At 37.9% G+C, this 26,585-nt stretch carries 26 protein-coding genes and 1 riboswitch; of the genes, 16 read left to right on the top strand and 10 right to left on the bottom strand.

Annotated elements, in window-relative coordinates:
- The first annotated feature begins 97 nt into the window (after positions 1-97).
- Both F9U64_RS02210 and F9U64_RS02205 read left to right on the top strand, forming a co-directional pair.
- Entirely contained in the window at positions 98-1,336 is a 1,239-nt protein-coding gene (locus F9U64_RS02210) for a metallophosphoesterase family protein (RefSeq protein ID WP_194287254.1), read from the top strand.
- Complete coding sequence (locus F9U64_RS02205) at positions 1,333-4,188, top strand: ATP-binding protein (protein WP_153401210.1); 2,856 nt, start codon at positions 1,333-1,335, stop codon at positions 4,186-4,188. The genes F9U64_RS02210 and F9U64_RS02205 overlap by 4 nt, the downstream gene beginning before the upstream one ends.
- 251 nt (positions 4,189-4,439) lie before the next feature.
- On the opposite strand, the gene F9U64_RS02200 is transcribed toward F9U64_RS02205, so the two are convergent.
- The 5 genes from F9U64_RS02200 to F9U64_RS02180 all read right to left on the bottom strand — a co-directional run bounded on the left by F9U64_RS02200 (position 4,440) and on the right by F9U64_RS02180 (position 8,822).
- Positions 4,440-5,540 (bottom strand): mechanosensitive ion channel family protein, encoded by a 1,101-nt coding sequence (locus F9U64_RS02200; RefSeq protein WP_153401208.1) that lies wholly within the window; start codon positions 5,538-5,540, stop codon positions 4,440-4,442.
- A gap of 15 nt (positions 5,541-5,555) precedes the next feature.
- Positions 5,556-6,791 carry an HD domain-containing protein gene (locus F9U64_RS02195; RefSeq protein ID WP_153401206.1) on the bottom strand — a complete coding sequence of 412 codons (1,236 nt, stop codon included), beginning with the start codon at positions 6,789-6,791 and terminating at the stop codon, positions 5,556-5,558.
- Positions 6,792-6,851: 60 nt separating this feature from the next.
- Complete coding sequence (locus F9U64_RS02190; RefSeq protein WP_153401205.1) at positions 6,852-7,868, bottom strand: peptidylprolyl isomerase; 1,017 nt, start codon at positions 7,866-7,868, stop codon at positions 6,852-6,854.
- Between the two features lie 116 nt (positions 7,869-7,984).
- The gene (locus tag F9U64_RS02185) at positions 7,985-8,164 is read right to left on the bottom strand and encodes a hypothetical protein (RefSeq protein ID WP_153401203.1); all 180 of its coding nucleotides are present in this window, start codon (positions 8,162-8,164) and stop codon (positions 7,985-7,987) included.
- Between the two features lie 172 nt (positions 8,165-8,336).
- Positions 8,337-8,822: a DUF3267 domain-containing protein gene (locus tag F9U64_RS02180; protein ID WP_228275570.1), complete on the bottom strand. Its 486-nt coding sequence runs from the start codon at positions 8,820-8,822 to the stop codon at positions 8,337-8,339.
- A gap of 275 nt (positions 8,823-9,097) precedes the next feature.
- On the opposite strand from F9U64_RS02180, the gene F9U64_RS02175 reads away from it, so the two are divergent.
- The gene (locus F9U64_RS02175) at positions 9,098-9,451 is read left to right on the top strand and encodes a DUF1878 family protein (protein ID WP_153401200.1); all 354 of its coding nucleotides are present in this window, start codon (positions 9,098-9,100) and stop codon (positions 9,449-9,451) included.
- Between the two features lie 18 nt (positions 9,452-9,469).
- Here the strand turns inward: F9U64_RS02175 and F9U64_RS02170 are convergent, their stop codons facing one another.
- On the bottom strand, positions 9,470-9,841 hold the full coding sequence (locus F9U64_RS02170) for a YtxH domain-containing protein (protein ID WP_153401199.1): 372 nt from the start codon (positions 9,839-9,841) through the stop codon (positions 9,470-9,472).
- 69 nt (positions 9,842-9,910) lie between these two features.
- Positions 9,911-10,342 (bottom strand): HIT family protein, encoded by a 432-nt coding sequence (locus tag F9U64_RS02165; protein WP_153401197.1) that lies wholly within the window; start codon positions 10,340-10,342, stop codon positions 9,911-9,913.
- A 192-nt stretch (positions 10,343-10,534) separates the two neighbouring features.
- Here F9U64_RS02165 and F9U64_RS02160 point away from each other — a divergent pair, with 192 nt between their 5' ends.
- Complete coding sequence (locus tag F9U64_RS02160) at positions 10,535-11,281, top strand: ABC transporter ATP-binding protein (protein WP_153401195.1); 747 nt, start codon at positions 10,535-10,537, stop codon at positions 11,279-11,281.
- Positions 11,274-12,485, top strand: a complete 1,212-nt coding sequence (locus tag F9U64_RS02155; RefSeq protein WP_153401194.1) for an ABC transporter permease — start codon at positions 11,274-11,276, stop codon at positions 12,483-12,485. Before F9U64_RS02160 ends, F9U64_RS02155 begins: the two co-directional genes overlap by 8 nt.
- Before the next feature lie 467 nt (positions 12,486-12,952).
- Here F9U64_RS02155 and F9U64_RS02150 read toward each other — a convergent pair whose 3' ends face one another.
- Both F9U64_RS02150 and F9U64_RS02145 read right to left on the bottom strand, forming a co-directional pair.
- Positions 12,953-14,122, bottom strand: coding sequence for an amidohydrolase (locus tag F9U64_RS02150; protein WP_153401192.1), 1,170 nt, complete (start codon positions 14,120-14,122; stop codon positions 12,953-12,955).
- A gap of 104 nt (positions 14,123-14,226) precedes the next feature.
- Positions 14,227-14,673 carry a ferritin-like domain-containing protein gene (locus F9U64_RS02145; protein WP_153401190.1) on the bottom strand — a complete coding sequence of 149 codons (447 nt, stop codon included), beginning with the start codon at positions 14,671-14,673 and terminating at the stop codon, positions 14,227-14,229.
- A gap of 137 nt (positions 14,674-14,810) precedes the next feature.
- A riboswitch (TPP riboswitch) is annotated at positions 14,811-14,914 on the top strand.
- Positions 14,915-15,007: 93 nt separating this feature from the next.
- Between F9U64_RS02145 and F9U64_RS02140 the strand changes: the two genes are divergently transcribed.
- The 7 genes from F9U64_RS02140 to F9U64_RS02110 all read left to right on the top strand — a co-directional run bounded on the left by F9U64_RS02140 (position 15,008) and on the right by F9U64_RS02110 (position 19,891).
- Entirely contained in the window at positions 15,008-15,634 is a 627-nt protein-coding gene (locus F9U64_RS02140; RefSeq protein WP_153401189.1) for a thiamine phosphate synthase, read from the top strand.
- Complete coding sequence (gene thiO / locus F9U64_RS02135; RefSeq protein WP_194287253.1) at positions 15,618-16,733, top strand: glycine oxidase ThiO; 1,116 nt, start codon at positions 15,618-15,620, stop codon at positions 16,731-16,733. The genes F9U64_RS02140 and thiO overlap by 17 nt, the downstream gene beginning before the upstream one ends.
- 11 nt (positions 16,734-16,744) lie before the next feature.
- Positions 16,745-16,951, top strand: a complete 207-nt coding sequence (thiS, locus tag F9U64_RS02130; RefSeq protein ID WP_407647262.1) for a sulfur carrier protein ThiS — start codon at positions 16,745-16,747, stop codon at positions 16,949-16,951.
- 2 nt (positions 16,952-16,953) lie between these two features.
- Positions 16,954-17,724 carry a thiazole synthase gene (locus F9U64_RS02125; RefSeq protein ID WP_153401183.1) on the top strand — a complete coding sequence of 257 codons (771 nt, stop codon included), beginning with the start codon at positions 16,954-16,956 and terminating at the stop codon, positions 17,722-17,724.
- The gene (locus tag F9U64_RS02120) at positions 17,717-18,736 is read left to right on the top strand and encodes a MoeB/ThiF family adenylyltransferase (RefSeq protein ID WP_153401181.1); all 1,020 of its coding nucleotides are present in this window, start codon (positions 17,717-17,719) and stop codon (positions 18,734-18,736) included. The genes F9U64_RS02125 and F9U64_RS02120 overlap by 8 nt, the downstream gene beginning before the upstream one ends.
- Positions 18,737-18,996: 260 nt before the next feature.
- Positions 18,997-19,419: a disulfide oxidoreductase gene (locus F9U64_RS02115; protein ID WP_153401179.1), complete on the top strand. Its 423-nt coding sequence runs from the start codon at positions 18,997-18,999 to the stop codon at positions 19,417-19,419.
- Position 19,420: 1 nt separating this feature from the next.
- The gene (locus F9U64_RS02110) at positions 19,421-19,891 is read left to right on the top strand and encodes a thioredoxin family protein (protein WP_194287252.1); all 471 of its coding nucleotides are present in this window, start codon (positions 19,421-19,423) and stop codon (positions 19,889-19,891) included.
- A gap of 48 nt (positions 19,892-19,939) precedes the next feature.
- On the opposite strand, the gene F9U64_RS02105 is transcribed toward F9U64_RS02110, so the two are convergent.
- A complete protein-coding gene (locus tag F9U64_RS02105) occupies positions 19,940-20,419 on the bottom strand; it encodes an antibiotic biosynthesis monooxygenase family protein (protein ID WP_153401177.1) in 480 nt (159 codons plus the stop codon).
- Positions 20,420-20,736: 317 nt separating this feature from the next.
- On the opposite strand from F9U64_RS02105, the gene F9U64_RS02100 reads away from it, so the two are divergent.
- The 4 genes from F9U64_RS02100 (at position 20,737) to hemY (ending at position 26,435) form a co-directional block, all read left to right on the top strand.
- Positions 20,737-22,914, top strand: a complete 2,178-nt coding sequence (locus F9U64_RS02100; RefSeq protein ID WP_228275554.1) for a transglycosylase domain-containing protein — start codon at positions 20,737-20,739, stop codon at positions 22,912-22,914.
- A 132-nt stretch (positions 22,915-23,046) separates the two neighbouring features.
- Positions 23,047-24,078, top strand: coding sequence for a uroporphyrinogen decarboxylase (gene hemE, locus F9U64_RS02095; RefSeq protein ID WP_153401175.1), 1,032 nt, complete (start codon positions 23,047-23,049; stop codon positions 24,076-24,078).
- Between the two features lie 21 nt (positions 24,079-24,099).
- Positions 24,100-25,041 (top strand): ferrochelatase, encoded by a 942-nt coding sequence (gene hemH, locus F9U64_RS02090; protein WP_153401174.1) that lies wholly within the window; start codon positions 24,100-24,102, stop codon positions 25,039-25,041.
- On the top strand, positions 25,035-26,435 hold the full coding sequence (gene hemY, locus F9U64_RS02085; protein ID WP_153401173.1) for a protoporphyrinogen oxidase: 1,401 nt from the start codon (positions 25,035-25,037) through the stop codon (positions 26,433-26,435). Before hemH ends, hemY begins: the two co-directional genes overlap by 7 nt.
- Positions 26,436-26,585: the final 150 nt, after the last annotated feature.

Genomic DNA, 26,585 nt, shown 5'->3' with positions numbered 1-26,585 from the left:
TTTTCTTTGTCGGCTTTACAGAATAAATTCTCTGATGAGAATCGAACGTGCATTCTTGTTTTGCTTTTGATAGAATAGAAGAAAGGTGGTGAACCGATTGGATCAGCAAATTTCGTTTATTCATTGTGCAGATCTTCATTTAGACAGTCCATTTAAAGGATTAAGTCACATATCAAATCAAATTACCGATCAGGTTAGAGAAAGTACGTTTCAAGCATTCAACCAAATGATTGAACTGGCGATTGATAAGCAAGTGGATTTTGTTTTAATTGTTGGTGATATATTTGATCAGGAAGAGCAATCGATGAAGGCACATATGACCGTCATTCGAGGGTTCCGCCGTCTGATGGAGAATGGTATTTATGTATATTTATCCTTTGGAAATCATGATTTTATGAAAAGCCAAACATTCCCCCGAAATTATCCTGACAATGTGTTTGTTTTTGAAAAGGAACAGGTGGAAGTTTTCCCTTTTATAAAAAATGCTCAGGTTATTGCCAACATTTATGGATTTAGTTATTACAATCGTGCAGTTGAGAATAACATGGTTCCACAGTACAAAATAAAGGGGGATGTCCCATTTCATATTGCATCTCTTCATGGATCATTAGGGAACAGCAATACAGATCATGCGAATTATGCGCCTTTTCAGTTAAATGAGTTGAAAAAATCAGCTTTTGATTATTGGGCACTTGGCCATATACATAAACGTGAAATCCTTTCAGACAAACCTGCTATCGTCTATCCTGGAAATATCCAAGGCAGATCAATTAAGGAGACAGGGGAGAAAGGCTGTTATCATGTCACACTATCAGAATCTGGCTCTGTTTTGGAATTTTGCCGATTGGATCAGATTCAGTTTAGGAAAGTCTCGCTTGATGCAGCAGAAATCACAGATATAAATGAAGTAATGAATATAGTAGAGAAGCAAATGGAATTGACTTTGCAAACAATCGATAAAGTCTTGCTAGAATTAACTTTCGTGCAAGCCCCAGACCATTTTATTAAATGGGACAAAGAAGGGAAATTAGTAGAAATGAGAGAGCTGTGGAATGAACAATTCTCTCAACAAACAAACTGGGCACAAATACTCAAAATCAAAATCGAAAAATCAAGAAAAATACATGAATGGCAGGAAGGAGAGCAATTTTTACAGCAATTGCAAACAACCTTTGCACAATCATCAGATCTGGAAGATATTATAGAACCGTTATGGTACCATGTGGAAGGAAGGAAATGGTTAGATCAGCTTGCAGAAGAGGAACAAGAGGAACTTCTTTCCCGTGCAAAGGAAGAGGTCTTTTACTTATTGCATGAAAGCGAGGAAAGCGAATGAAAATTGAACATGTACATATTTATGGTTTTGGGAAATGGCAGGATCAGCAATTTTCTTTCACTTCCTCAACCTTCCAGCAAATTGCCGGCAGAAACGAAGCAGGTAAATCCACATTAAGACAGTTTATTCTTTATATTCTGTTTGGACAAACAACGAAGAAGCTTGACATTTTTCTCCCAAAACATGGTACACAGCTTGGAGGAAGAATTACGATATCAGGAATCTCTCCAGAGAGCCTGATAATGGAAAGAATTTATAACAAAAACAAAGGGAATGCAACAGTCTATCTGCCGAATGGTGAGACAAAAGATGAGGAGTGGCTGAAACGAAAATGGAAAGGCATTGATCGAACCCATTTTGAAGCAATTTACTCATTTGATACGATAGATTTGCAAAAAATTCAGCAGTTAAATAATCAAGCATTAAACGATGTATTATTAGCGATCGGTATGACAGGATCTGATCGAATTTATTATGCAGAAAAACAACTGGATAAGAAACGGGCGGAACTTTTTAAACCATATGGAAAAAAACCGGAGATAAATCAGTTATTTGATCAACTTGCTTACTTAAAGGAAAAATTAAGTCAATCAAAAAAAGAAGAAGCAACCTATCAAAATAAGTTGACGGAAATGGCAACATTAGAGGATAAAATAAACAATTGTACAACAGAACTGGAATCTGTCCAGGAAGAGTACCAATTATATGAAAAAAAACTGGCACACCATCAGTTAATAAAATCCTACTATTTGGCAAGTCAGCAACTAAAAAGATTAAAAGCACCAGATGATTTCCCAGCTAATGGCTTAACACGCTATGATAACGTAAAGGAAAAGCTTTTGCCAATCCAGAGTGAAGCAAGTGTATTACAGCGAACAAAAGAAGAGCGATTAGAACAAATAGAACAACTTCAGGCAATGCTGCTATCAGAAGAACAATTGGAGCGATTGCAAGCAGCTGCGCAACTGTCAGACCAATTGGCTGAGCATAAGCAAGTGATCAGTCAATTAGAAGATGAACTCTATACATTTAGAATTAAGATGGATTCCAAATTACAGCAATTAGGAATACCACTTACAATGGAAGGGATGCAAGAGCTTTCTTTGCCGTTCTATTTAGAAGAGTTATGGTCAGATTTAACCAAACAAAAAGAACAACTGGAAATGGAAAAGCAATATGTAGGTGAAGATATTCGATCAATTGAGCGGGTTTTAGCTGAAGCAGAGAAAGATATTGAATTCGAACAGCAAAATCTGATGGATGATGCCATCTTGCAGCAATATAAGCTGGAAGTCGATAAAGCAGAACAGGATAAGGAAAAACAGAACCAATTTAGGAATTTTCATCAATTGAGCAGCCAACTGAAAAAGTGGACAAAGAGATCTTTTGTTATTTTCTTAGCTGGTATTGTAGTAGCTGTTTTATTACTGTTGCAAAATCAACTTCCATGGAGTCTCTTATTTGCCACGGTTGGTGTACTTCCAATGATTGGTTTAGTGATAGCACGCAAGTTAGCAGCAGAATGGTTTAAACCTGATCGCCGAACTATATCCGATTTGAGCGATAAGCAACTGGCCGAACGAAAAGGAATTCTGCAAGAACAACAAATAATTAGAGAACAGCTGACTCAATTAACAGCAAACAAAAAGCAGCAGATGATAGAACAGCTGAAGTTAGAGGAGAGATATCACTTTGTCCACCTCAGGTTACAGCAATTGAATGAAAAGATAGCAGATCAAATGGAGCAATATCCTTTCTTACAAAGAGTAAACATCGTATATTGGCCGAGACTGTTTCAACAGTTATACACATTAAAAGAGAAAATGTCCGAATTTCAACAAAAGAGTGTACTGCTGGACACAGAGAAAGCCTCGCTCTATGAGAAACAAGAAGCACTGGCGAATCTGGAAACAGATGCAGAGGACTATTCTGTTTCCATTCATGCCGATCAGGAACGACGGAATGAAATCCGGCAAGTACAACAGCAACTGGACAGAATTGAAAAGGAATTGTCAGCTAATACAGAAAAACAAAAACCATATATTACGGAAATAAAGCATCTTTATGCACAAGCAAATGTAGTGGATGAAGAAGCATTTGTTACAAATGGAACAAATTTCGATGAAAGAATGAAATTAAAGAATCAAATAGAACAGATGACAGATAGTTTATCCGTCTTATTTGATGAAAGGGAACGAAAGCTTTTCTCTGCAGGAGAGTACGAAGATGAGGTCACATTGAGACAAAAGCTCAGCTATTTGCAACAGCAAATAAATGATCATAAAAGGAATATAGTCGAAAACAGGCAGCAGCTTAGTGATATTCGTGCAAGTATCGCTTTATTAGAAGATAAGGAAGATTCATCCATATTAAAGCATCAGTATGAACAATTGATAGAGCAGACAAATCAGCTTGCAAGAGAGTGGGCAATCAGCCAGATAGCTGTGGAGAAATTAGCAAAAGCGAAGGCAAAATACTATGCTGAATATATTCCGAAAGTGTTTGAATATGCAAGTGATTATTTTTCTCATTTAACAAAAGCAAAGTATAAGCGGTTATCCATACCGAAAGAGAATGAATGGATAAAAGTAATTGATGCAAATGGGATTGTATACACATTAGAAGAACTGTCACAAGGTACAAAAGATCAACTGTACATTTCATTGCGTCTTGCTTTAAGCAAAGTGGTTTCTGCAGGGATTCATTTTCCGTTCCTGATTGATGATGGGTTTGTTCATTTTGACTCGGTACGAAAAGAATTAATTATCCAATTGTTAGAGGAAATCGGGCAGCATAATCAAGTGATTTACTTTTCAACAGACACCACATTAATTCATGCTTTGCAATTATAGAAGAGGGCAAAGCAGGTTCCTTCGTACTGCTCATTAATGTACGAAGTTATATATTCCTAAATCACTGCCGGGGAAATACCACTTTCCCCAAGGGCAACATTAGAAGACCCCTCAGAAGCAAAGAGCGCTCTCTGTGGGGTCTTCTAATGTTGCTGCTATCACTGGGGAGTCTTGAAGATTTTCTCCAGATATTTTTGATCCCTTAAAACATTTTCCTGTACTCTTCCAAAGCAGGAATCTTATCTAAGCTTCTATTCTTCTGATTGGGAGGAATTTTTCACTATGTGTTTACTATTCTCATTAAAATAGATTGTTTGAGAAGGGAAAGCAATCGATACACCTTCACTTTCTAAAATTTCCATTATCTTAAAATTAATTTCTTCTTTAATACGCAAATATTCTCCCCATACGGTTGTTTTTGTGAAAAAATACAACATAATATCTAAACTGCTATGATTAAACTCTGTGAAACGGACAAAAAGAGTTTCCTGATGAACTTCAGGATGATTCTCTAAGTACTCCTTAATTTTATTGTTCACCGTCTCTAACTTATCTTTTGGTGTGCTGTATTCCACACCTAAGTTAAAACTGATTTGCCTTTTCCCCATTTTGCTCCAATTGGTAATTGGCTCATTTGACAGGGTGGAGTTAGGAATGGTAATTACCGCATCAGCAAATGTACGAATTAATGTACTGCGGAAATTAATGTCTTCCACAATTCCTTCTACTGTCGGCGTCTTTATCCATTCCCCGATCGAAAATGGTTTTTCTGTAATAATCACAACACCGCCAAACAGATTTTTGACTACTTCCTGGGCTGCCAGTGCAAATGCTAACCCACCAATACCAAGTCCTGCAACCAGCCCGCTAACTTTATAGCCAAATACTTCAGCAATGACACTGATACTGATGATAACAATAATCACACGAATTGCCTTTGAAAGAAATGGAATAAGAATTTTGTCTATTTGTATGTTTGTGCGTGAATTAAGTTTCATAAAGAAAAACGAACTATTAGAGGACAGGTTATATAATCCCCATGTGATAAGAAGGATGTATCCAGCTCTTAATAATTGGGTTAGCAGCTGATTATGTTGATCGATATATGGGAAAAAGTCTAATGCGATATAGACTCCGATCAAAATAAATACCCATCTTAATGGTCTTTCAAAAGCAGCGACTACTTGATTTAAAAATTCTGATTTTGTCTTTTTGGTTAATTTAACAATGATATAAAATACATATTTCGTAAATAGCTTTCTCAATATTAAAAACAGGAGAATTACTCCAATGGAAATACCAATATCAATCCAGTTTTCCTGACTAATTGTGTTCCAGAATTGCCAATTCAATTTTCTAAAACTCCTTTACTTTTCATCATCTGATTCTGTATTTTCATAGCGACTATCCAGATAGTCTACTATATGAATAATATAGCCTTCTAAGCTCAATGGCTTTCTTACGGCACTTCCCCATTCAGGTAATCCATGATGGCACAAAATGCAGTGGGACATAAGGTGGATTGCCTCCATACTAATCGCAATCTGATTATCTTCTATCACTTTATTTAAGAGTAGAACACCATATGGGATATGTCCAATCATTAAACCGAGAGGATCCATTGCAATACCCGACTGTTTTTTTGCTGGATTATCAAACACTGCTGTTGGATACAGATAATGAAATACATCTGCAGTTCTGCCGGCATAATCGTATTCTAGTAATTTACCAATATCATGAAAGAGAATACTAGTCATCAATGCATCATAATGGATGGAATCATATTTGTGTTCAGACATACCGTGTAACATGCTGTATAAATGATCAATCGTATCTTTCCAGACAAAACTTCTGGTCGGCTCATCCTGTTTTAATGATTCCCAAATCTCCTGCTTGTATTGTGTTTCTACCTTATGTATTAATTTTATTACTGCGCGGAACGGATTCTCTTCAAGAACGGTGATATATCTGCAAAAACGCATCAGACCGATTGTATGTTTTAATAGCCCGCCAAGATAATTATGGTGAAATCCCTTTGCCGCAGGGCTTAATTTGAAACTGTCCCAAAGTTTATCCATTGCATTCAATGCAATTGTTTTATACGGCTGTTCTAATTCATAAATATATGCAAACAATTCTGTTGTTAATTGATCCAGATCTTGTTTTGTATAAGCCAGTAATTCAAATGGATCAATTTCTTCTTTACATGGTGAAATATTATGGATCGTAATACTTTTAAAACCATTAAATTCATCGACTTGTCCTTTAATATCAAACACGCCTGACTCTTCCAGTAATGGAACGGTTGTTTCTACCGAGTTATTGTTGTCCCACATTTTTGCTGGAATATTTCCAGCTTGGTTGCTGAAGGTGATTTTTAAAAAAGATTTCTTCGTCTTCGTCTGCTTAATATCAAAGTCATTTAATAGCACTCTGGTTGCCACAGATGTTCCTTTCGGAGTCTCCTGTAAGTTAAATGCTTGTTCAGTGTTACTTTCCGGTAAGGTAGGGGGGAGGTATGCGGACAGGATTTCTTCTTTTTGTTGATCTGATAATGAATATTGAATAGGGATTGTTTGATAAAAATAATATCGATTCGTCATTTTCCCACTCCTTTAATGAAAAACCCTATCCCTTTTGGAAAAAGAGATAGGGGAATTTGATTATTGGTTTGCAGATTCTTCTGTATCGGTATTTTCTTCCGTATTCGCACTGTCTTCCGTGTTAGCAGATTCATCTGTTGATTCTTCTGTATTAGCAGAATCCTCAGATTCTGTTGGCTCTTCTGTTTCCTGAGTAGCTCCTTCTTCTGGTGCTGGTTGTTCAGGAGCTGCAAATAGATCACTATACTGATCGATTTTAACATCGATATTGGCATCCGTAATTAATTCCTGGATTTTTGTCTGCATAGCAGCCTGATCTACTTTAGTCATTGCAATTTCTCTTCTGATTTGATCTTGAATATCTTCTAAAGGTTCCACATCTTCAACAGCCACACGATCTGTTACTTTTATAACGTGGAAACCATGCTGTGTTTGAACAGGTTCACTGATTTCGTCAACTTCAAGGTTATATGCTGCATCTTCAAACTCTGGAACCATCTTACCAGGACCGAATTGTCCGAGGTCACCACCGTTTGCTTTACTGCCTGTATCTGTTGAATACTCTTCTGCTAATGCGGCAAAGTCTTCGCCAGCATTTAACTTGTCTAATACTTCATTGGCAGTTGCTTCATCCGCAACAAGGATGTGACTTGCAACTAACTCTGTCTGCATTCTTTCATATCGCTGGTTAATTTCTTCTTCCGTTACCTCTACATCTTCTGTGATAGCTTTTTCCTGAAGAAGTTGGAATTTCAGATCTTCTTTAAATGCGTCTTCATCTGCATATCCGTTACTTTGTAAAACCATTTCCCACTGATCGCCGAATTGTTCTTTATATGTTTCAATTTCTGCATCAACGTCGGCATCAGAGACTTCATATTTATCTTCTAGAATGGTTTTAATAACCATATCCTGAATAGCTGCCTCACCGTTTGTTTCCAGCATTTGTTCGTATAGTGCTTCTTTTGTAATATTTCCTGAGCTTGTTTCCACAACTGTTTCCGATTCATTTGATGAACATGCGGAAAGTGCGATAACACTTGCTGCGACTGTTACTGTCATAAATAATTTTTTCATACTTTATACACTCCTACTATTTGCTAATGCTATTTTTAACTCTTGCAATAATATAACATACTTTGCGAGAAAAATAACAGCGAAAAAAGATATTCCACTGTTTTTACATATTTTGATTACGTATAAATAACTTCTACATATGAAGAAATTAATAATATTGTTATTAAGACATTAATGGTTCGAAATACATTCGGTTGTTTTTCTTCCCCCATTTCTGTCTGCATACACAATCTATAGGTTAATGAATTAAAAATAAATAAAACAAATATTGAAAATACTGCAAACACCAAAAGCATGAATCTACCTCCTTATACTCAAGTAATACTTTAACAAAAAAAAGCATATTTGAACAGTATGTCCCTTAGGATTTTTGCTTTTATAATGGCAGGAGGGTACCTCTGCTATTGAAACAGGAAATTTTATGCTTTCCTAACGTAAAAAAGACAAGGGAGCAATTTCCCTTGTCTTTCAGCGTTGAATTAATATGTCGTAACCTTTCTCATCATTGGAAATAATACATTTCCTCGGTGCATTCCATAAATGTTTAATATAGATAAAATCAACATATGACAGGCTCAAATTAATCGCCGCATATAGTAGAAAGTATGGATAATAACTGGAATAAAGAAAACCTGCAACAATACATGGAACGGTAATAAAAATAGTTGGTGACAATAAGGCAATAAGCAAGGTCGGTTTATTCGTCTTTGTATTGGCACAGACTTTAAAGTTTGGGATAATCTTCATTTCAAACGACCACGATAATTTTACCTTTCTGTTTACACATTTTAATGGAATAATATGAAATATTTTATGCAACAGCGGTAAACATGCCAAGCCAACTATTAATGGAATGAATCCATAATCTTTTATCACAGCATTTGTATGAACAAATGTTATAGGTAAATATAAGGATATAAAAGATATTAATCCAAATATAAATGAAAGGATCATTATACGCCGAAATCCCAAATTTTTTTCTACATTTATTGTATCCCAACAATTCATGGAATCACCTCTGTTAATCTCATTATCAGTTAAGTATATGCATAAGTAAAAAAGCACTTCACGACTATAGTATGATTTATCATAAAAATCAATAGGATTTACAAAAAAAATAAATTGTAAGCGATATTATTTTAAAATCTTGACTTCTGCTATAAACAAAGAGTATAAATAAAGAATAGCGGCATATATTTTGAAATAATAGAGAGGTTGTCTTTCGCTGTATGGAGATGGAGAAGGAATTACAAAAACAACAATTTCATATCCAATTGTTACTTTCTATCAGCAATGTCGATGCCCACCATCTAGTAAGACTTTTAGTGGAATCAGGGATAACGGAAAAAGAATATCAACTGCTGCTGAAAACGTTAGATAAACTGGAGCAAACGTTTTATGAGTGGAAAGAGGAAGGCTACCTGAATTTTGAACCGTTATTAGTTCGTTTTGTTGGGGAGCTTTGTGAAAAACTGAATCCTGAACGAACAATGCTTGCATTAAGTAAAGAAGGAATGTATGCAGAGTTAGTGGAGGAGTTCATACACATTCATTTTAAATATAAAAAGAACGACATGGAATAGTCGTTCTTTGGATGATCATTAAGCTTCTTCTGTCTGCTTCTTTGTTTTTTCCTCTAATTCTTTTAAGCTTTTTTCGATTTGATTTAAATACTTTTGAATGTTCTTCTGATGTGGTTCAACCGTTTGTTTCCATGACTCAATCGATTGTTTAACATCTGCGGAAAGGTCTTTAATAAGAGCAGCACCTTCCTTGGAAGTCTGTGTAATTTGCTCTTTTAAGTCAAAGCCGTCTTCTTTAAGGTGCTTAATTGCCTGAATCGCTTCATCACCTTTATGTTTAACATCGTAACGCAGATCCTTTCCGGACTTTGGTGCACTCAATAAAGTTGCTGTTGCACTAATTGCTCCACCAACAATTATTCCGAAAAATAGAGATTTGGCATTAATCATATGAAACACTCCCTTTTTATAACTTATTATTCACTTTTTTTGTCAGGATAAAACTACTTTTTAGCGGTACTAACTAATTTGTTTATTTATCGTATTTGCAATTTCTGCTAAGTCATTTGCTGTATACTCATTTTCATGTGTGATCCATTTGGAATCGAATCCATCTCCTTTGCCGTAACGCGGAATCAGGTGAATATGTAAATGAAAGACAGATTGACCAGCAGGTGCTTCATTATTATTTAATATATTAATTCCTTTCGGCTGAAATGCTTCTTTTATTGCATTTGCCACTTTCGGAACACGACTAAATAAATTTGCAGCAATATCCCCATCCGTTTCGTAGATATTCTTTGTATGTTTTTTTGGAACAATCAGTGTATGTCCTTTGGTCACTTGGCCGATATCAAGAAATGCGTATACGTCATCATCTTCATATACTTTTGCTGATGGAATGTCTCCCGCGATTATTTTACAAAAAATGCATTCATTATGTAGTGTCATTACTGGCGCTCCTTTGTTTTCTTTTTTATCGTTCTTTATTATACTCCTATTGTATAAATAATTGAAAAGAAGCGCAACAATGTCTTACTAAGATAGTTGGAATATCACGATATTTTTGGCATCTTCAGGATTAAGTGATAAGATTTAAAAAGATCAGTGAATTGGACCGTGGAAAAAGGGAGGAAGAAATGAATGCAACCATTATTACATATCGATAAGCTCGAAGGTGGTTATACCCACAGAAACGTTCTTCATGGAATATCTTTTGATGTGAATCCAAATGAAATTGTAGGATTGATCGGTTTAAATGGTGCTGGTAAAAGTACGACAATTAAACATGTGATTGGTCTGATGCAGCCAAAGAAAGGCACTGTATCCATCAATGGAAAAACATTTGATCAGGCACCTGAAAGTTACCGTACCCAGTTTAGTTACATCCCTGAAATGCCTGTGCTTTATGATGAATTAACATTAGAAGAACATTTACGACTAACAGCAATGGCTTATGGTTTGTCTGAAGAAACGTATCATTCACGTGTTGCGCCATTGTTGAAAGAGTTTCGGTTAGAAAAAAGGCTAAAGCAGTTTCCGATTCATTTCTCGAAAGGGATGCGTCAGAAGGTGATGATTATGGCAGCATTTCTTGTTGAACCTTCATTATATATTGTTGATGAGCCATTTGTCGGACTGGATCCTCTCGGTATTCAATCCTACTTGCAATGGATGAATCAAATGAAGGAAAATGGTGCAGGTGTCTTAATGTCGACACATATTTTAGCAACAGCTGAACGCTATTGTGACCGATTTGTCATTTTGCATGATGGGGAAATCAGAGCAAAAGGAACATTGGCCGAATTACGTGTGCAATTTGGACAGCCTGAAGCCACATTAGATGATTTATATATTCAATTGACAAAGGAAGCAGATGCTCATGCTTAAGGCAAATACCTTATTTACCGAACGTCTGAAAGGACATGTAAAAGAAATAAATCGTTATTTACGCTATATTTTAACAGGGCACCTTGCGATTGCCGTGTTCTTTATCCTGTCTGCTCTAGCCTATTATTACCAGCAATGGTTAGAAGAACTTCCAGAGGAGTTTCCGACAGCCTTTATTATCGCTATTCTGTTAGGTTCTGTAACAACATACAGTCCAATCCAAACAATGCTAAAAAGAGCGGATATTGTTTTTCTGATTCCTGCTGAACATCAGCTGAAAGGTTATTTTAGGCGGACTTTAATATACAGCTATGTTACCCAGATCTATTTATTCTTATTTATCTATGCTGCTTTAGCTCCATTATATTTAACACAGTATCAAGGAAACACATATGGGTTGCTGTTACTTGTTCTTTTGATTGTAAAAGGGTGGAGTATGATTGCGAACTGGTGGATGTTGAAAGTCCGTGAGCAGTCAATGAGGACAATGGACATTATTGTGCGCTATTTGATAATTAGTGCGTTAATCTATTTTTTTATCAAACAAGAAATGCTGATGGTCGGCATTATTACAGTAATGGGAATTGGTTTACTCATTTATAACCGATATCTTTTTAACAAACAAAAAGCACTTAATTGGGAACTGATGATTGAACGTGACTATTTACGGATGCGGTCATTTTACCGGTTGGCAAATATGTTTACAGATGTTCCGCATTTGGAGACTACTGTTAAGAAACGGGCTCTTTTTGCAAGGCTTTTAACAAAGTCTGTCCCATTTGAACAATCAAATAGTTATACCTATTTATATCGCTTAACTAGTGCAAGAAGCGGCGAATATTTTGGTATTTATACTCGCTTGCTGGTGGTTGGCGGATTAATTATTTTCTTTGTTCCTAATATGTGGATGAAACTTATTTTTGCTATTTTGTTCAGCTATATGACTTTTATTCAGTTGCTTCCACTTTGGAAACATCATGCCATCATTATCTGGCTGGACTTGTATCCTGTTGCAGATAAAGTCCGTAAACAGTCATTTATTAAGTGGATTCAACAACTGATGTTTGTGCAAATGTTGTTGTTTGCCATCTTCCTATTTGTTGTGGAAAGTTATGTAACTGGCGGATTAATGGCGGCAGCTTCCATTGTCTTTGTCTGGCTGATCATACCTGGTTATGTTAATCAAAAGATACAAAGTAGATGACAGGAAGCTGCAATAGGTCGAAAGAAGGAATATTTCTATAATTTAAACCCAGTCCAGACTGGGTTCTTTTTTTGGTGTTTTCTGATGATGAGCTGCATGCTGAAGTTTTGTGTAACTAAATGAGAGAGGTATAAAGCAGTTTTACCTGTCAGATCTGTTAGGTAAAGCCGCTCATTTGATAGGAAGCAGCTCTTTACCTATCAAAACGCCCGATGGGGAGAAGAGATATGATAGGAAGAAGGTCTTTACCTATTAAAACAGTCGATGGAAGAAAGAGATATGATAGGAAAAAGCTCTTTACCTATCAAACCGCCTAATGGGAAGAAGAGATATGATAGGAAGAAGGTTTTTACCTATTAAAACCATCGATGGAAGAAAGAGATATGATAGGAAAAAGCTCTTTACCTATCAAATCACCCGATGGGGAGAAGAGATTTGATAGGAAAAGGATATCATAGATAATCCGGCTATATTTGGTTTGCCTTCATCACTGCACTAATCAATGTTTTGGCAGCAATCTTCATTGCTCTTTCGTCAAAGTCAAACATTGGATGATGGTGTGGGACAAACTGATCTTTTATCTGGGCTCCTGTGAAAAAAAAGGCACCAGGTCTTTCTTCCAGATAATAAGCGAAATCTTCGCCTGTCATACTTGGGGCAACTATCTCCGCTTTTTCCACCTCATCTACTTGCTGTGCCGATTCGATAATTAATTGTGCATGTTCCTTATGGTTAACGACAGGACGATAACCTTTTTGATAATCGAAAATAAATTCTGCTTGATAGCTGTGGCATGTTCCTTTTATTATCTTTTCCATTTCTGCCATAATCAACTGCTGTAGTTCCTGATCAAATGTCCTTACAGTACCTTCAATTACAGCAATATCAGGAATCACATTATAGGCATTGCCTGCATGAAATTTACCGATAGAAAGTACGGCAGTTGCCAATGGATCTAATTTTCGACTGACAATTTGCTGTAAATTAGTTACCAACTGTGATCCAATGACGATCGGGTCTATCGTTTGATGTGGCATGCCCCCATGCCCGCCGCTACCTTTGATGGTGATCGTAAATTTATCTGCAGCAGCCATAAAGTTACCTGGAGCTGTTTGAACAATCCCATATGGTGTGCCTGTCCAAAGGTGTGTTCCGTAAACATAGTCAACACCTTTCAGCACCCCATCAGAAATTATCGGCTGGGCTCCGCCTGGTGCAACCTCTTCTGCATGCTGATGAATAAAAGTAATGTTCCCAGGAAGCTGGTCTCTGTATTTATGTAAAATTTTCGCTACGGTTAGTAATGTTGCAGTATGGCCATCATGAGCACAGGCATGCATCACGCCGGAATTTGTTGAGCGATAAGGGACTTGTTTTGCATCTTCAATCGGAAGTGCATCAAAATCAGCTCTTAGTGCGATCGTCTTGCCTGATTGAGCACCATTGAGTCTGGCAACCACCCCATTGCCGCCAACATTTGGTTGGAAGGGTATATCTAATTTATGATAAAAATCTTGAATGAACGATGCTGTTTTATACTCTTGGAAGGAAAGCTCGGGGTGCTGGTGTAAATGTCTCCGCATTTCTACCATCTCGTCATAATAATTATCCACTTCCTGAAAAAATGTTTGAAGCATGTATTTTCCCTCCTCTTTTCCCATCATTATACCATAATAAGGGAAGCAAAACAGACTCCCAACATTTGCTGGAAGTCTGTTTTTATCTATTATTAAGGGGGAGGTTAGCTAAAGAATGATTTATCTGCAAGTAATCGTTGTGTTTCTTCTTTATGGTGTGTTTCGTCAGCTATCATATCATCTAATTTAACTGCAAGTTCAGTGAAGCCTAATTCTTCGGCCTGCTGCTTACGTTTTTCGTATCGTTCAATTGTTTCAGCTTCTGCTTTATAAGTAGCTTCCAGCATTTCTCTCACATCTGTTAATTGTTCTACTTTTGCTGGGGTAGTTGTTGGTGTTCCGCCTAATGTTTTGATCTTGTCAGATAAATATAAGGCATGTCCAAGCTCATCATTAATTTCATCTTCAAAGAAAGGTTTTAACAATGAGCGATATAGTCCGGAAACTGCAGATGCGTGATAAGTGTACATGATTGCAGCAGCATATTCATTCGCTAAGTCTACATTTAAACCATCCAGTAATTCTTGTAATTTTTCTTGATCTTTTGCCATATGTCCTAACATCCTTTCATCATTTATGTTCCACTATATATCTTCCCTCTAATTCAAAAAATAAACACAAATTAAAAATGAATATTGGATTAGTTACCATTTTGTGTTATTCTGTAACTATCAAAACTAAATAGTTGATTGAACACTAGGGGAGCCAGAGTATTGGCTGAGACGAAGAAATTTCGGACCCTTTGAACCTGATCTGGTTAACACCAGCGGAGGGAAGTGGTGGAGCACGTTATTTATTCATTATTACAAAACCACTCTTCTCTAGCTGGAAGGGTGGTTTTTTTCTGCATTCCTTAACTACTTACGGAAAGATAGGGTGTTTTGTATGAAGGGGATTCATCTAATTACAAACGGAAAGATAACAAAAGCAGATCTTGAACAATTAGGAAGTTTTCATCATTATTTTGATTATATTCATGTGAGAGAAAAGACAAAGTCAGCTGCTGAGCTTTTAGAAGTACTTGATATCATATGGGAGACAGGTATTCCACTTTCTAAAATAATCGTCAATGATCGAGTGGATCTCGCGGTGATGAGAGACTGTGCCGGTGTTCAGCTTGCTTATCACAGTCCGCCGGTAAATCTTGTAAGAGAACGCTTCCCTGATATAAAAATAGGAAAATCTGTTCATTCAGCAGCAGAAGCAAGAAAGGCAGAAGCAGATGGAGCTGATTTTGTTTTATATGGTCATATTTATCACAGTAATTCAAAACAAGGTGTGAACCCTAGAGGATTGAAGAACTTACAGGATGTTGCGCAAACAACTTCCATCCCTGTTATCGGCGTTGGTGGGATTAAGCCAGATCAAGTAAAAGAAGTCCTAGACACAGGAGCAAATGGAGTAGCCATGATCTCTTCAGTTTGGGAGGCGGCTGAACCAATCCAGGTTGCGAAGGCTTATTATGACAGATTCAATCATTGGAAGGAGGAACAGCATGAGAAAACAGTTTGATCAAATTGTTGTTGGCGGCGGTGTGATTGGTTGTTCCATTGCATACCAATTAAGCAAAAGGGGATACCATGTTTTACTAATTGAGAGTGGCACAATAGGAAATGGTGCTTCATGTGCAGCTGCAGGGATGCTTGGTGCACAAGCGGAATTCTCGTCAGATAGTGTATTATTTGATTTTGCAAGAGAAAGCCGAGCGCTTTTTCCGGAACTGGCAAGGGAGTTAAAGGAAGCCAGCGGGATTGACATAGAACTTGTTCAAAAAGGGATGCTGAAATTAGCTTATACACAAGAGCAATTAAATCAATTAAAGAAAATGGCTAAATTTCAGGAGAATGCTGGGGAAACTGCTATTCTCTTGACAGAAAAAGCGGTTTTATTAAAAGAAAGGAAATTGGCGCCTGATTTCCTGGCGGGTTTATTTTTGCCAGATGATGGGCATGTATCTGCCCCAATGCTGACCTCAGCTTTTGCAAGGGCAGCCCAAAATCATCATGCTGTGCTGCTGGAACATACACAAGTAAATGAAATAATCGAACAAGAGAATGGACTGAAAGGTGTAAAAACGGGTAACGGCTCTTTTTACTGTGACAAGCTTGTTATGGCAACAGGAAAAGATATGACGAACTGGTTACCTGATGATATGGCGATAACTCCTGTAAAAGGGGAGTGTGTTTCTATCAGGCCAGATCAACCATTAATAGGGAGTACGATCTTTTCTGATGGATGTTACTTAGTTCCCAAACAAGATGGGCGGATCATTATTGGTGCTACTTCGTTTCCGGGTATAACAGATCCAGTTGTTCGGGTGAAGAGTGTGGAATATTTGCTCACAAGAGCGAAGCAGATTCTTCCTGCCATTGCCTATGCGCAGATGGAAAATTTCTGGACAGGAATCCGCCCGCAAACAGAGGACGGCTTCCCATACATAGGTGAAATACCAGGTAAGCAGGGACTTTATGTTGCTGCGGGCCATTATCGAAATGGTATTTTATTATCACCTATGACAGGCATCATGATGGCAGATTTAATCGAAGGAAAAGCAGCTGAGAAATATACCAGAAGCTTTGCGGTTGACAGGGCACAACAAGCAATTATTTAAAAAGGGTGTGGATGATGAAATTATTGATTAATGGGGATTTAATCCAAATGGAAGAAAATGTAGAGAATGTTGAAGAGCTGATTGGTGTCCTGGGCTTAAGCGATAAATCGCTGATTGTCGAGCATAATCAGATCATATTGAAGAAACAGGACCATATGGGTGCGAGTCTCTCAGATGGAGATCAGTTAGAAATTGTTCATTTTGTTGGAGGAGGATAATGATGATGAAAATAGGAGAATTTTCTTTTCAGTCAAGATTATTTTTAGGAACAGGTAAGTATCCCGATTTTGATATACAAAAACAAGCAGTAGAAGTTTCGGAAACAGAGGTCTTAACGTTTGCTGTCAGAAGAATGAACATTTTTGACAAGGAGCAGCCCAATTTTTTAGAGAAAATTAATCTGAAAAATTATCGCTTTTTACCAAATACAGCAGGAGCAAAAAATGCGGAAGAAGCGGTTCGTATTGCGAAGCTTGCCGATGCTTCCGGTTTATGTGACATGATAAAAGTGGAAGTAATTGGCTGTGACAAAACGTTATTACCTGATCCTGTTGAAACATTAAGAGCAACAGAAATGCTATTAAACGATGGGTTCACTGTATTGCCATACACTTCTGATGATGTTGTATTAGCAAGAAAGCTGGAAGAATTAGGCGCGCATGCTATTATGCCAGGAGCTTCTCCGATTGGTTCTGGCCAAGGAATCCTTAATCCATTAAATCTTCAGTTCATCATTGATCAGGCTAATGTACCTGTTATTGTGGATGCCGGCATCGGCTCCCCTCGTGATGCAGCATATGCAATGGAATTAGGTGCTGATGGGGTGTTATTAAATACAGCGGTATCTGGTGCGGATGATCCAGTGAAAATGGCAGAAGCACTGAAACTGGCAATCCATGCAGGAAGACTGGGCTATGAAGCAGGCAGAATAGAGAAAAAACAATATGCTATAGCAAGCAGTCCTAAAGAAGGGATCAGTATTGGTGGATAATCGTTATAGCAGGCAAACATTGTTTGAACCAATTGGAATGGAAGGGCAAAAAAAGCTGGCAGACAGCCATGTGTTGATTATCGGCATCGGGGCGCTAGGCTCAAGCAGTGCAGAAATGCTTGCAAGAGCTGGTGTCGGAAAATTAACATTAATTGATCGTGATTATGTGGAGGCAAGTAATCTACAGCGGCAGCAATTGTTTACAGAGCGTGATGCAGAAGAACGAACACCAAAAGCGATCGCTGCCAAGCGCAGACTGGAACTTGTCAACTCTCATATTGCCATTGAAGCGCTAGTAGAAGATGCAGGGGTAGAGGAATTAGAGAAACTTGTACCAAGTGTTGATTTAATCATGGATGCGACAGATAATTTTGACACAAGATTAATTCTTAATGATATTTCCCAAAAACACCAGAAACCATGGATCTATGGCGGCTGTGTCGCAAGCTACGGCATTACTTTTACCGTTTTGCCTGGTGTGACACCATGTTTTCATTGCTTGCTTGATCATATCCCAAGTGATGGAGCAACATGTGATACGGTCGGAATTATTAGTCCGACAGTCCAAATGGTTGTAGCGCACCAAATGACAGAAGCGCTAAAAATTCTGACTAATAATTCCGAAGCACTGTCTGGGAAGTTAATCGGATTTGATTTATGGAAGAACCAGCGGATGGAGATCGATGTGAAGAAATTAAAGGATCAGCAGTGTCCCTCATGTGTGATGGGGGAATATCCGAACTTGACATATGATGCCCAGATGAAGACGGCAGTGTTATGTGGCAGAGATACGGTTCAAATTAGAGTGAATCACAGGGAGAGTGTGAATTTAGACCAGCTTTGCAGCCATTTAAGCCAGAATTCAGATCTTCATGTGACGAAAAATCCGTTTCTTATTTCATTTGAAGTGCACAATTATCGCATTGTTATTTTTAAAGACGGTCGTACTTTTATTCACGGTACGAAAGATATAAAGGCAGCGAAGAAGCTCTATTATCAATATGTAGGGTAAGAAGAAAGAGCAGCTCATTTGGAGCTGCTCTTTTTTCAGCATATTCAATCAATAGGTCTGGGGCACGTAAATAATCACTTGTAATAATAGCAAAACTAAATATAGAACAAATATTCAATCGAATGAATAAAAGGGGATTTCTGGACTATCCCTAACATGCAATTTTGTCCAATCTGTGAAAAATATCATTCTGGCTGCTCATCTGTTTGTTTTTATAACTGATCTATGTATAATAAAATGGTGGGAAGAGAGGTGTATAAATGGAGAAGAAAAAAGAGACATTGCTGTTTATCGCATGGGCGCAAAGTCTTGTCGCAATGCTGGGCAGTTTATTTTACTCAGAAGTGCAAGGATATACACCATGTGAATTATGCTGGTATCAAAGAATACTAATGTACCCCCTTGTACTCATCTATGGTTATGCACTTTATAAAAAAGACATACGATATGCTTTGCCTGGACTTATTATGAGCGGGATCGGAATTGGTGTATCCACCTATCATTATCTTATTCAGCAAGTGCCCAGTATGGCATCAGCTGGCGAGGCATGTGGACTAGTTCCTTGTAATGGGATTTATGTAGAGTTTTTAGGATTTATAACCATTCCGTTTCAGGCACTTTTCGCGTTTGTCGTTATTTTTGTTATACACCTTGTTTTAATTGTTCAACAAAGGAGAGTTTAATTTGAAAAAGATGATAATCTTTGTACTAGTGCTTGTTGCGATTTTTGGGGCACTATGGTTTGTGGTAGATTACCAAAAAGATCAAGCTTCAGAAGGAAATCCATATAATAAATCGAACTTGAATCAAACGACAATCGATCAATTAGATGATCCTATGTATCAGAATCAAATTTTACCTGATGAACTTGCAGAGAAATTAGATAATGGAGAAGATGTAACGGTATATTTCTATGATCCGAATTGTATCCATTGTCAACGAACAACTCCTGTTGTAGTTCCGATGGCAGATGATTATGGAGTTGATCTTGTAAAAATGAATTTAGAAGAATTTAGAGACCAATGGCAAGAATATGGTATCCAATCAACTCCAACATTAGTCCATTTTGAAGCAGGTGAAGAAGCTGCACGTATTGTCGGTGAACAGCCACAGGCAGAATTTGAAAACTTTTTTGATACAAATGTAGTAGAATAAAAGAAAAAGCTGATTCCTTTACAGAGGATCAGCTTTTTTCTTTAGGTTTTAGTCTTCTTCCTTTTCCCCGACATGATAGGTCTTCGTATAGTTCGGTCCTGCGCTGCTGTAGGGACTTTTCTCTTCTTCGATAAAGAAATCCTTTTGTGTTTGGTAAACTTTATTATCAGCCCATTCGGTTAAGATCAGATACTCATTTCCTCTAAGTGGACGCAATACTCTTGCGGCAATTAGTCCATTTAATTGGCCAACTCTTTTCAGTTTATCCTTCCACTCAAGCTCAAAGATCGGCCGACCTTCATCAGTAATCGGCAGATGAATAATAGATGCAAACCCTTCTTCGGACAGATTTCCCTCTTTTGCAATGACTTCATAATTACGGCCTGTTTGAAAAATAGACTGCTTCTCGCTTTCATAGAAGGCGATTGCATTTTCCCTGTTATTCATAAGGAGAAAAGGGGAGATCGTGTGCTTATTTTTCAGTTTGTTTAAGAATTCATAAGTGCCATTTGTCATGTAAGCTTTCATGAAGATCCTCCGTTCTATTTTAGAAGTATTTATAAATCAATTATGATAAAATAGAATTTGTGTGCTTTTTACTATTCTCTAGCAAAATGATCGTTTTCGTATTGATCGCAGCGCTAACCGTCTGTAATACCCCCTTCAAGTTTCGAGTAACACGAAGATAGTAAGTGGGGGAAAACAGACGCTAAGCATCCTGATAAGTTTCGCTAATGGTCAGTGGGGGATATAAAATCAAAGTCTCACTTTATAGTATATGTAAAATTATGGTCTTTTACAAATTAATAGTCAAGTTTTTCTAACTAAGAAAGGTGTGTAAACGTTTGGAGCAATTTAAACAATGGCTGAATAAAGGCTTCCAGTGGATCAAACGTTTTAAGTGGCTCGTCATTATTTTCTCTTCCATGTTCTTATTGGCGATCATTGGATATTCATTTATTATATTTGGCGGTCGTTTTGTTTTTGACGAAACAGCCGTTAACCTGCCGACAGCTTCCACAGTTGTGGCACAAGACGGGACCGTTGTTGGAAAGTTATATACTGAAAACCGTGATTATGTAACAATTGACCAAATTCCTGATCATGTAGAAGAAGCGTTTTTAGCTTTGGAAGATCAACGTTTTTATGATCATGCCGGTATTTCTTTTCCATCAGTCGCTCGTGCGGTTTATCGGGATATTCTGGCGATGAGTAAAGTGGAAGGCGGCAGTACGATAACCCAGCAATTAGCAAAAAATCTTTTTCTTTTTAATGATAAAACATGGATGCGTAAAACGAAAGAAGTCATGGCATCGATTTATTTAGAGCGAAATTACAGCAAGGAAGATATATTAGAACTCTATTTAAATGAAGTATACTTTGCGCATGGGATATATGGTGTAGGCACAGCGGCAACCTATTATTTTGGCAAAAGTATTGAAGAGCTGACAATCGAAGAAGGTGCAATGCTTGCTGCCATGGTAAAAGCACCAAACACATATTCACCATATAATGATATCGAAAAAGCAAAGCAAAGGCGGGATCTTGCACTGCAGCAAATGGTTGATTATGGGTCGATCACTGCAAAAGAAATGCAGGCATTACAAGCGAAAAATATCAGAGTTCAGCAACAGGAAGAAGATGAAAAACCTTGGTTAGATGATTATTTTGCCCAGGTATTAGAAGAATTAGATACCGTTTATGGATTAAGCAGAGATGCTTTAAAACGCGGTGGATATAAAATAGAAGTATATATGGACCCAATGATGCAAAAAATGGCATATGAGAAGATGCAAGCGGACGAATACTTTCCTTCAGCAAGTGAGGCTGTTGATGGTGCGTTTGCCTTAATGGAAGAAGATACCGGACATTTAAAAGTATTAATTGCAGGAAGACAATTTGAACTGAACAAAACGAATCACCTGCAAGTTCCGAAACAGCCTGGTTCTGTAATGAAGCCTATTGCTGTCTATGGACCAGCGATGGAATTAAATGCCTATCATGCTTATGATTATTTACCTGATCAAGACATCGATTATAACGGTTATCAAGTGAACAATGCTGATGGGGTATTTTCTGGAGAAGTTACGATGTATGAAGCGATTGTCCAGTCAAAAAATGCACCAGCTGTATGGACTTTGGACCAAATTGGCATCAGCTACAGTAAGTCAATTCTGGAAAAGATGAATATAATACTGGAAGACAATGGTTTGGCAATTGCAGTGGGAGGTTTAGAGTATGGGCTTACTCCATTGCAAGTGGCTGAATCTTACAGAACTTTTATTCATAATGGAGAATGGCTGGAATCAAGAACCATTCATTCTATTACAGATAGATATGGAGAGCAGCTGGCGAGTGTGGAGCAACAGAAAAATCAAGTGTTTGATCCCCAAGTGGCGTGGGATATGGTACGAATGCTTGAAGCAACCGTTGATCATGGTACTGCTGCAGCAGGAGAATACCCTAAAGCACTTGCTGGAAAAACTGGATCAACAGAACATTCCATTGTAACAGGCAAGACAAAGGATGCATGGTTTGCCGGATTCACACCAGATTATGTTGTCTCAACATGGATTGGATTTTCAGAGATATCGGAACAAAACTACTTAACATCAGGCAGTGAAGCACCAACGAAATTAACGAAAGCTATCATATCTGAGATTAATAAGCAGACTGAGATAAAAGAAGAGTTTGAAAAACCGGATAAGGTAACGGATCTGGAAAAGCCAATCGAATTACCGACAATTACTGATGTGACTGGTTCCTTTGAATTTGGCGGCTTTTCTATATTTCAAGGCAAGCTGTTCTGGACTGCCTCTCCAGATAAACGTGTAATGTACCGGATCTATGAACAAAGAGATGGGGAAGATCCGTTGATTGGTGAGGTTGAGGGTATTGGGCAATTCACCATTGAAGATATCAATGTATTTAACAGCGGGGATTATTATGTCGTTCCTTATAACCGACTGACAGAACGAGAAGGAGAACCATCAAACATTGCTTCATTATCGTTTGACTTTTAAATCTTATGATTTTTTATTATAATTGTTTTTTAGTTATAATAATTACAATTTAGTGAACGTTGTTCAAAAAAACTATACAGAAACCGTCAAACATTCTATAGTAGAGTGGAATGGATAAAAAGGGTGAAAAAAATGACGAAATTTAATGATACAATTTTAAAAGCTTTTCGAGGAGAAGAAACCGATTATACACCTGTCTGGTATATGCGCCAGGCTGGCAGATCGCAAAAGGAATATCGTGAATTAAAAAAGAAATACTCTTTATTTGAAATTACTCATCAGCCAGAACTTTGTGCGTATGTGACAAGGCTGCCTGTTGAAATGTACAATGTCGATGCAGCCGTTCTGTATAAAGACATTATGTCACCACTTCCGGCAATTGGTGTGGATGTGGAGATTAAGTCAGGAATTGGTCCTGTAATTGATAATCCGATAACCTCAAAAGCGGATATCGATAAATTGGGAACTATTGATCCGGAAAGTGATGTACCGTATGTATTAGAGACAATTCGACTGCTGACAAAGGAACAATTAAATGTTCCTATGATCGGCTTTAGCGGTGCGCCTTTTACTTTAGCAAGCTATATGATCGAAGGCGGTCCGTCGAAAAATTATCATAAAACAAAAGCATTAATGTACAGTGATCCAAAGGCATGGTTTGCATTAATGGATAAACTAGCTGATATGACCATTACTTATGTGGAAGCGCAGGTAAAAGCTGGTGCACAGGCAATCCAGATTTTTGACTCCTGGGTTGGTGCATTAAATGTAACAGATTATCGTAAGTACATTAAACCAATTATGGAGCGGATTTTCTTTGAATTGAGAAAAAATGATGTCCCGTTAATTATTTTCGGTGTTGGGGCAAGTCACTTGATTAAAGAATGGAATGATCTTCCTGTTGATGTTATTGGCTTGGATTGGCGCTTATCGATTAGTGAAGCAAGACAATTAGATGTGACGAAAGCTCTTCAGGGTAACCTTGATCCTGCCTTTTTACTGGCAGACTGGAATGTTGTTGAAGAGAAGACGAAGCAAATTATTGATGAAGGAAAGCAGCATCCAAGTCACATTTTTAACTTAGGACATGGGGTAACACCTGAAATAAGTCCAGCTAGGTTGAAGCAATTAACGGAGTTTGTTCATAGTTATTCGAAACGATAATTGAGAAAGGGATGTATAACAATGGCAAAGAAAAAAATAGGACTTTTAGTAATGGCATATGGAACGCCATATAAAGAAGCAGATATTGAAAGATATTACACACACATCCGTCACGGTCGTAAACCTTCTCAGGAAATGCTCGATGATTTAACAGAGAGATATCGTGCAATTGGCGGTATTTCTCCACTTGCAAGAATTACGAAAGAACAAGCACAGGCAATTGAAAATCGTCTGAATGAAAAACAAGATGAGGTGGAATTTGTTTATTATTTAGGCTTAAAGCATATTGAACCATTTGTCGAAGATGCAGTAAAACAAATGGCAGATGACGGGATCACTGAAGCTATCTCCATTGTGCTAGCACCGCACTATTCGACGTTCAGTGTAAAATCATATAATGGCCGGGCCCAGGAAGAGGCAGAGAAGCATGGCGTAACGATTCAATCAGTGGAAAGCTGGTATGATGCAGAAGGATTTATTGATTATTGGAAGGATGCTGTTTTAGGCGAATTTAATAAAATGGATGAAGCTGAGAAAGAAAGTGCGGTTCTCGTTGTTTCTGCTCACAGTCTGCCAGAGAAAATTTTGCAGAATGGTGATCCTTATCCTGATCAATTGAAGAAAACAGCAGAGCTGATTCAGGCGAAAACAGGTGTACAGCATGTTGAAATAGGCTGGCAAAGTGAAGGAAACACACCTGATCCATGGTTAGGGCCAGATGTGCAGGACTTAACTCGCGATCTTTATGAACATAATGGATATCGTTCGTTTGTTTATGCACCAGTCGGATTTGTTGCCGATCACTTAGAAGTACTTTATGACAATGACTATGAGTGCAAAGTGGTTTGTGAGGAAATCGGCGCGAGTTATTACAGACCGGAAATGCCAAATGTGCATCCACAATTTATTGATACACTTGCAACAGTTGTACTAGAAAAATACCAAAGTAATGATCAATCATGAAGCATATTACCATTATAGGCGGCGGTATCGCAGGATTAACTGCCGCCTATTATCTTCAGAAACAGATCAAAGAAAAGCATTTGCCCTACCAGGTTACTCTGCTCGAGGCAAGTGAACGGCTTGGCGGGAAGATAAAAACAGAACGCCGCGATGGATTTACGATCGAACGAGGCCCGGATTCTTTCTTAATCCGTAAGCAGTCGGCAGAAAGACTTGCCCGTGAAGCGGGACTGGGCGACCAGCTGGTGACAAATGGTACAGGAAAATCATATATTCTCGTTGATGGAAAATTGCACAGTATGCCGCAAGGGTCATTTATGGGAATTCCTACACAAGTAAAACCTTTTCTATTTTCCGATTTGTTTAGCTTGTCAGGGAAATTAAGAGCAGGTTTTGATTTTGTTTTACCAAAAGGTGAGCCAAAGGAAGACCAATCATTAGGAAAGTTTTTCAGACGAAGATTTGGTGATGAACTGGTTGAAAATCTGATTGAACCATTGCTGTCCGGTATTTATGCTGGAGATATCGATGATTTAAGTTTGATGGCAACATTCCCGAACTTTTATCAATTGGAACAGAAACATCGCAGCTTAGTGAGAGGCTTGCAGCAGACAATGCCGAAGCCCAAGACTTCTCCTGGCAAAAAAAGAAGTATGTTCTACAGTCTGAAAGATGGCTTGCAGTCACTGGTAGAAGCAATAGAAGAAATGCTGGATGACAATGTAGTCCGCAAAAATACTGTAGTTAAACAGATTGAAAAAGCCGGCGAACAATATACGCTGACATTATCGGATCATCGTACCATTAGGTCAGATGCTGTGATGGTTGCCACACCTTTTAATACGATGAAGAAGATGCTGGGTAATTATGATTTTGTCTCAAGCCTTGAAGATATGAAAGCAACTTCTGTAGCCAATGTCGCCTTAGCTTTTGATCAATCCGCTATTAAAGAAGATATTGATGGCACAGGCTTTGTTGTCTCGCGTAACAGTGATTATCGCATTACGGCATGTACATGGACACACAAGAAATGGCCGGAAACAGCTGCACCAGAGGGAATGGCGCTGCTTCGATGTTATGTCGGCCGCCCTGGTGATGAAAGTGTAGTTGATCTGTCGGATGAGGCTCTGGAAAAAATTGTGTTATCTGATTTGAATAAGATTATGAAAATCGAAGGGACACCACGATTTTCAGTCGTCTCCCGCTGGGAAAATGCCATGCCTCAATATGGAATCGGCCATAAAGCAAAGGTGGACAAGTTAGAAAAAGACATTGCGGAGAACCTGCCAGGTCTTTTTGTCGCAGGCAGCTCCTACCGTGGAATTGGAATACCTGATTGTATTGATCAGGGAGAAGCAGCAGTTGAGCAAATATTAGCATATTTGGAAAACTAGAGTGCACATTGGCACACTCTAGTTTTTTTGGTTACTGACTTCACACTGCTAATTGTCTGTAACATTGTCTCACTTTATTATAACCTGAATTGAAGACATTGAAAGCATGTTTGAATGCCAAGAAGGAGGAAAAAGTCAGAATCAAGGCAT

The organism is Gracilibacillus oryzae, assembly GCF_009498735.1.
GTDB classification, from domain to species: domain Bacteria; phylum Bacillota; class Bacilli; order Bacillales; family Amphibacillaceae; genus Gracilibacillus; species Gracilibacillus oryzae.
This window is presented reverse-complemented; position numbering and strand designations above follow the sequence as displayed.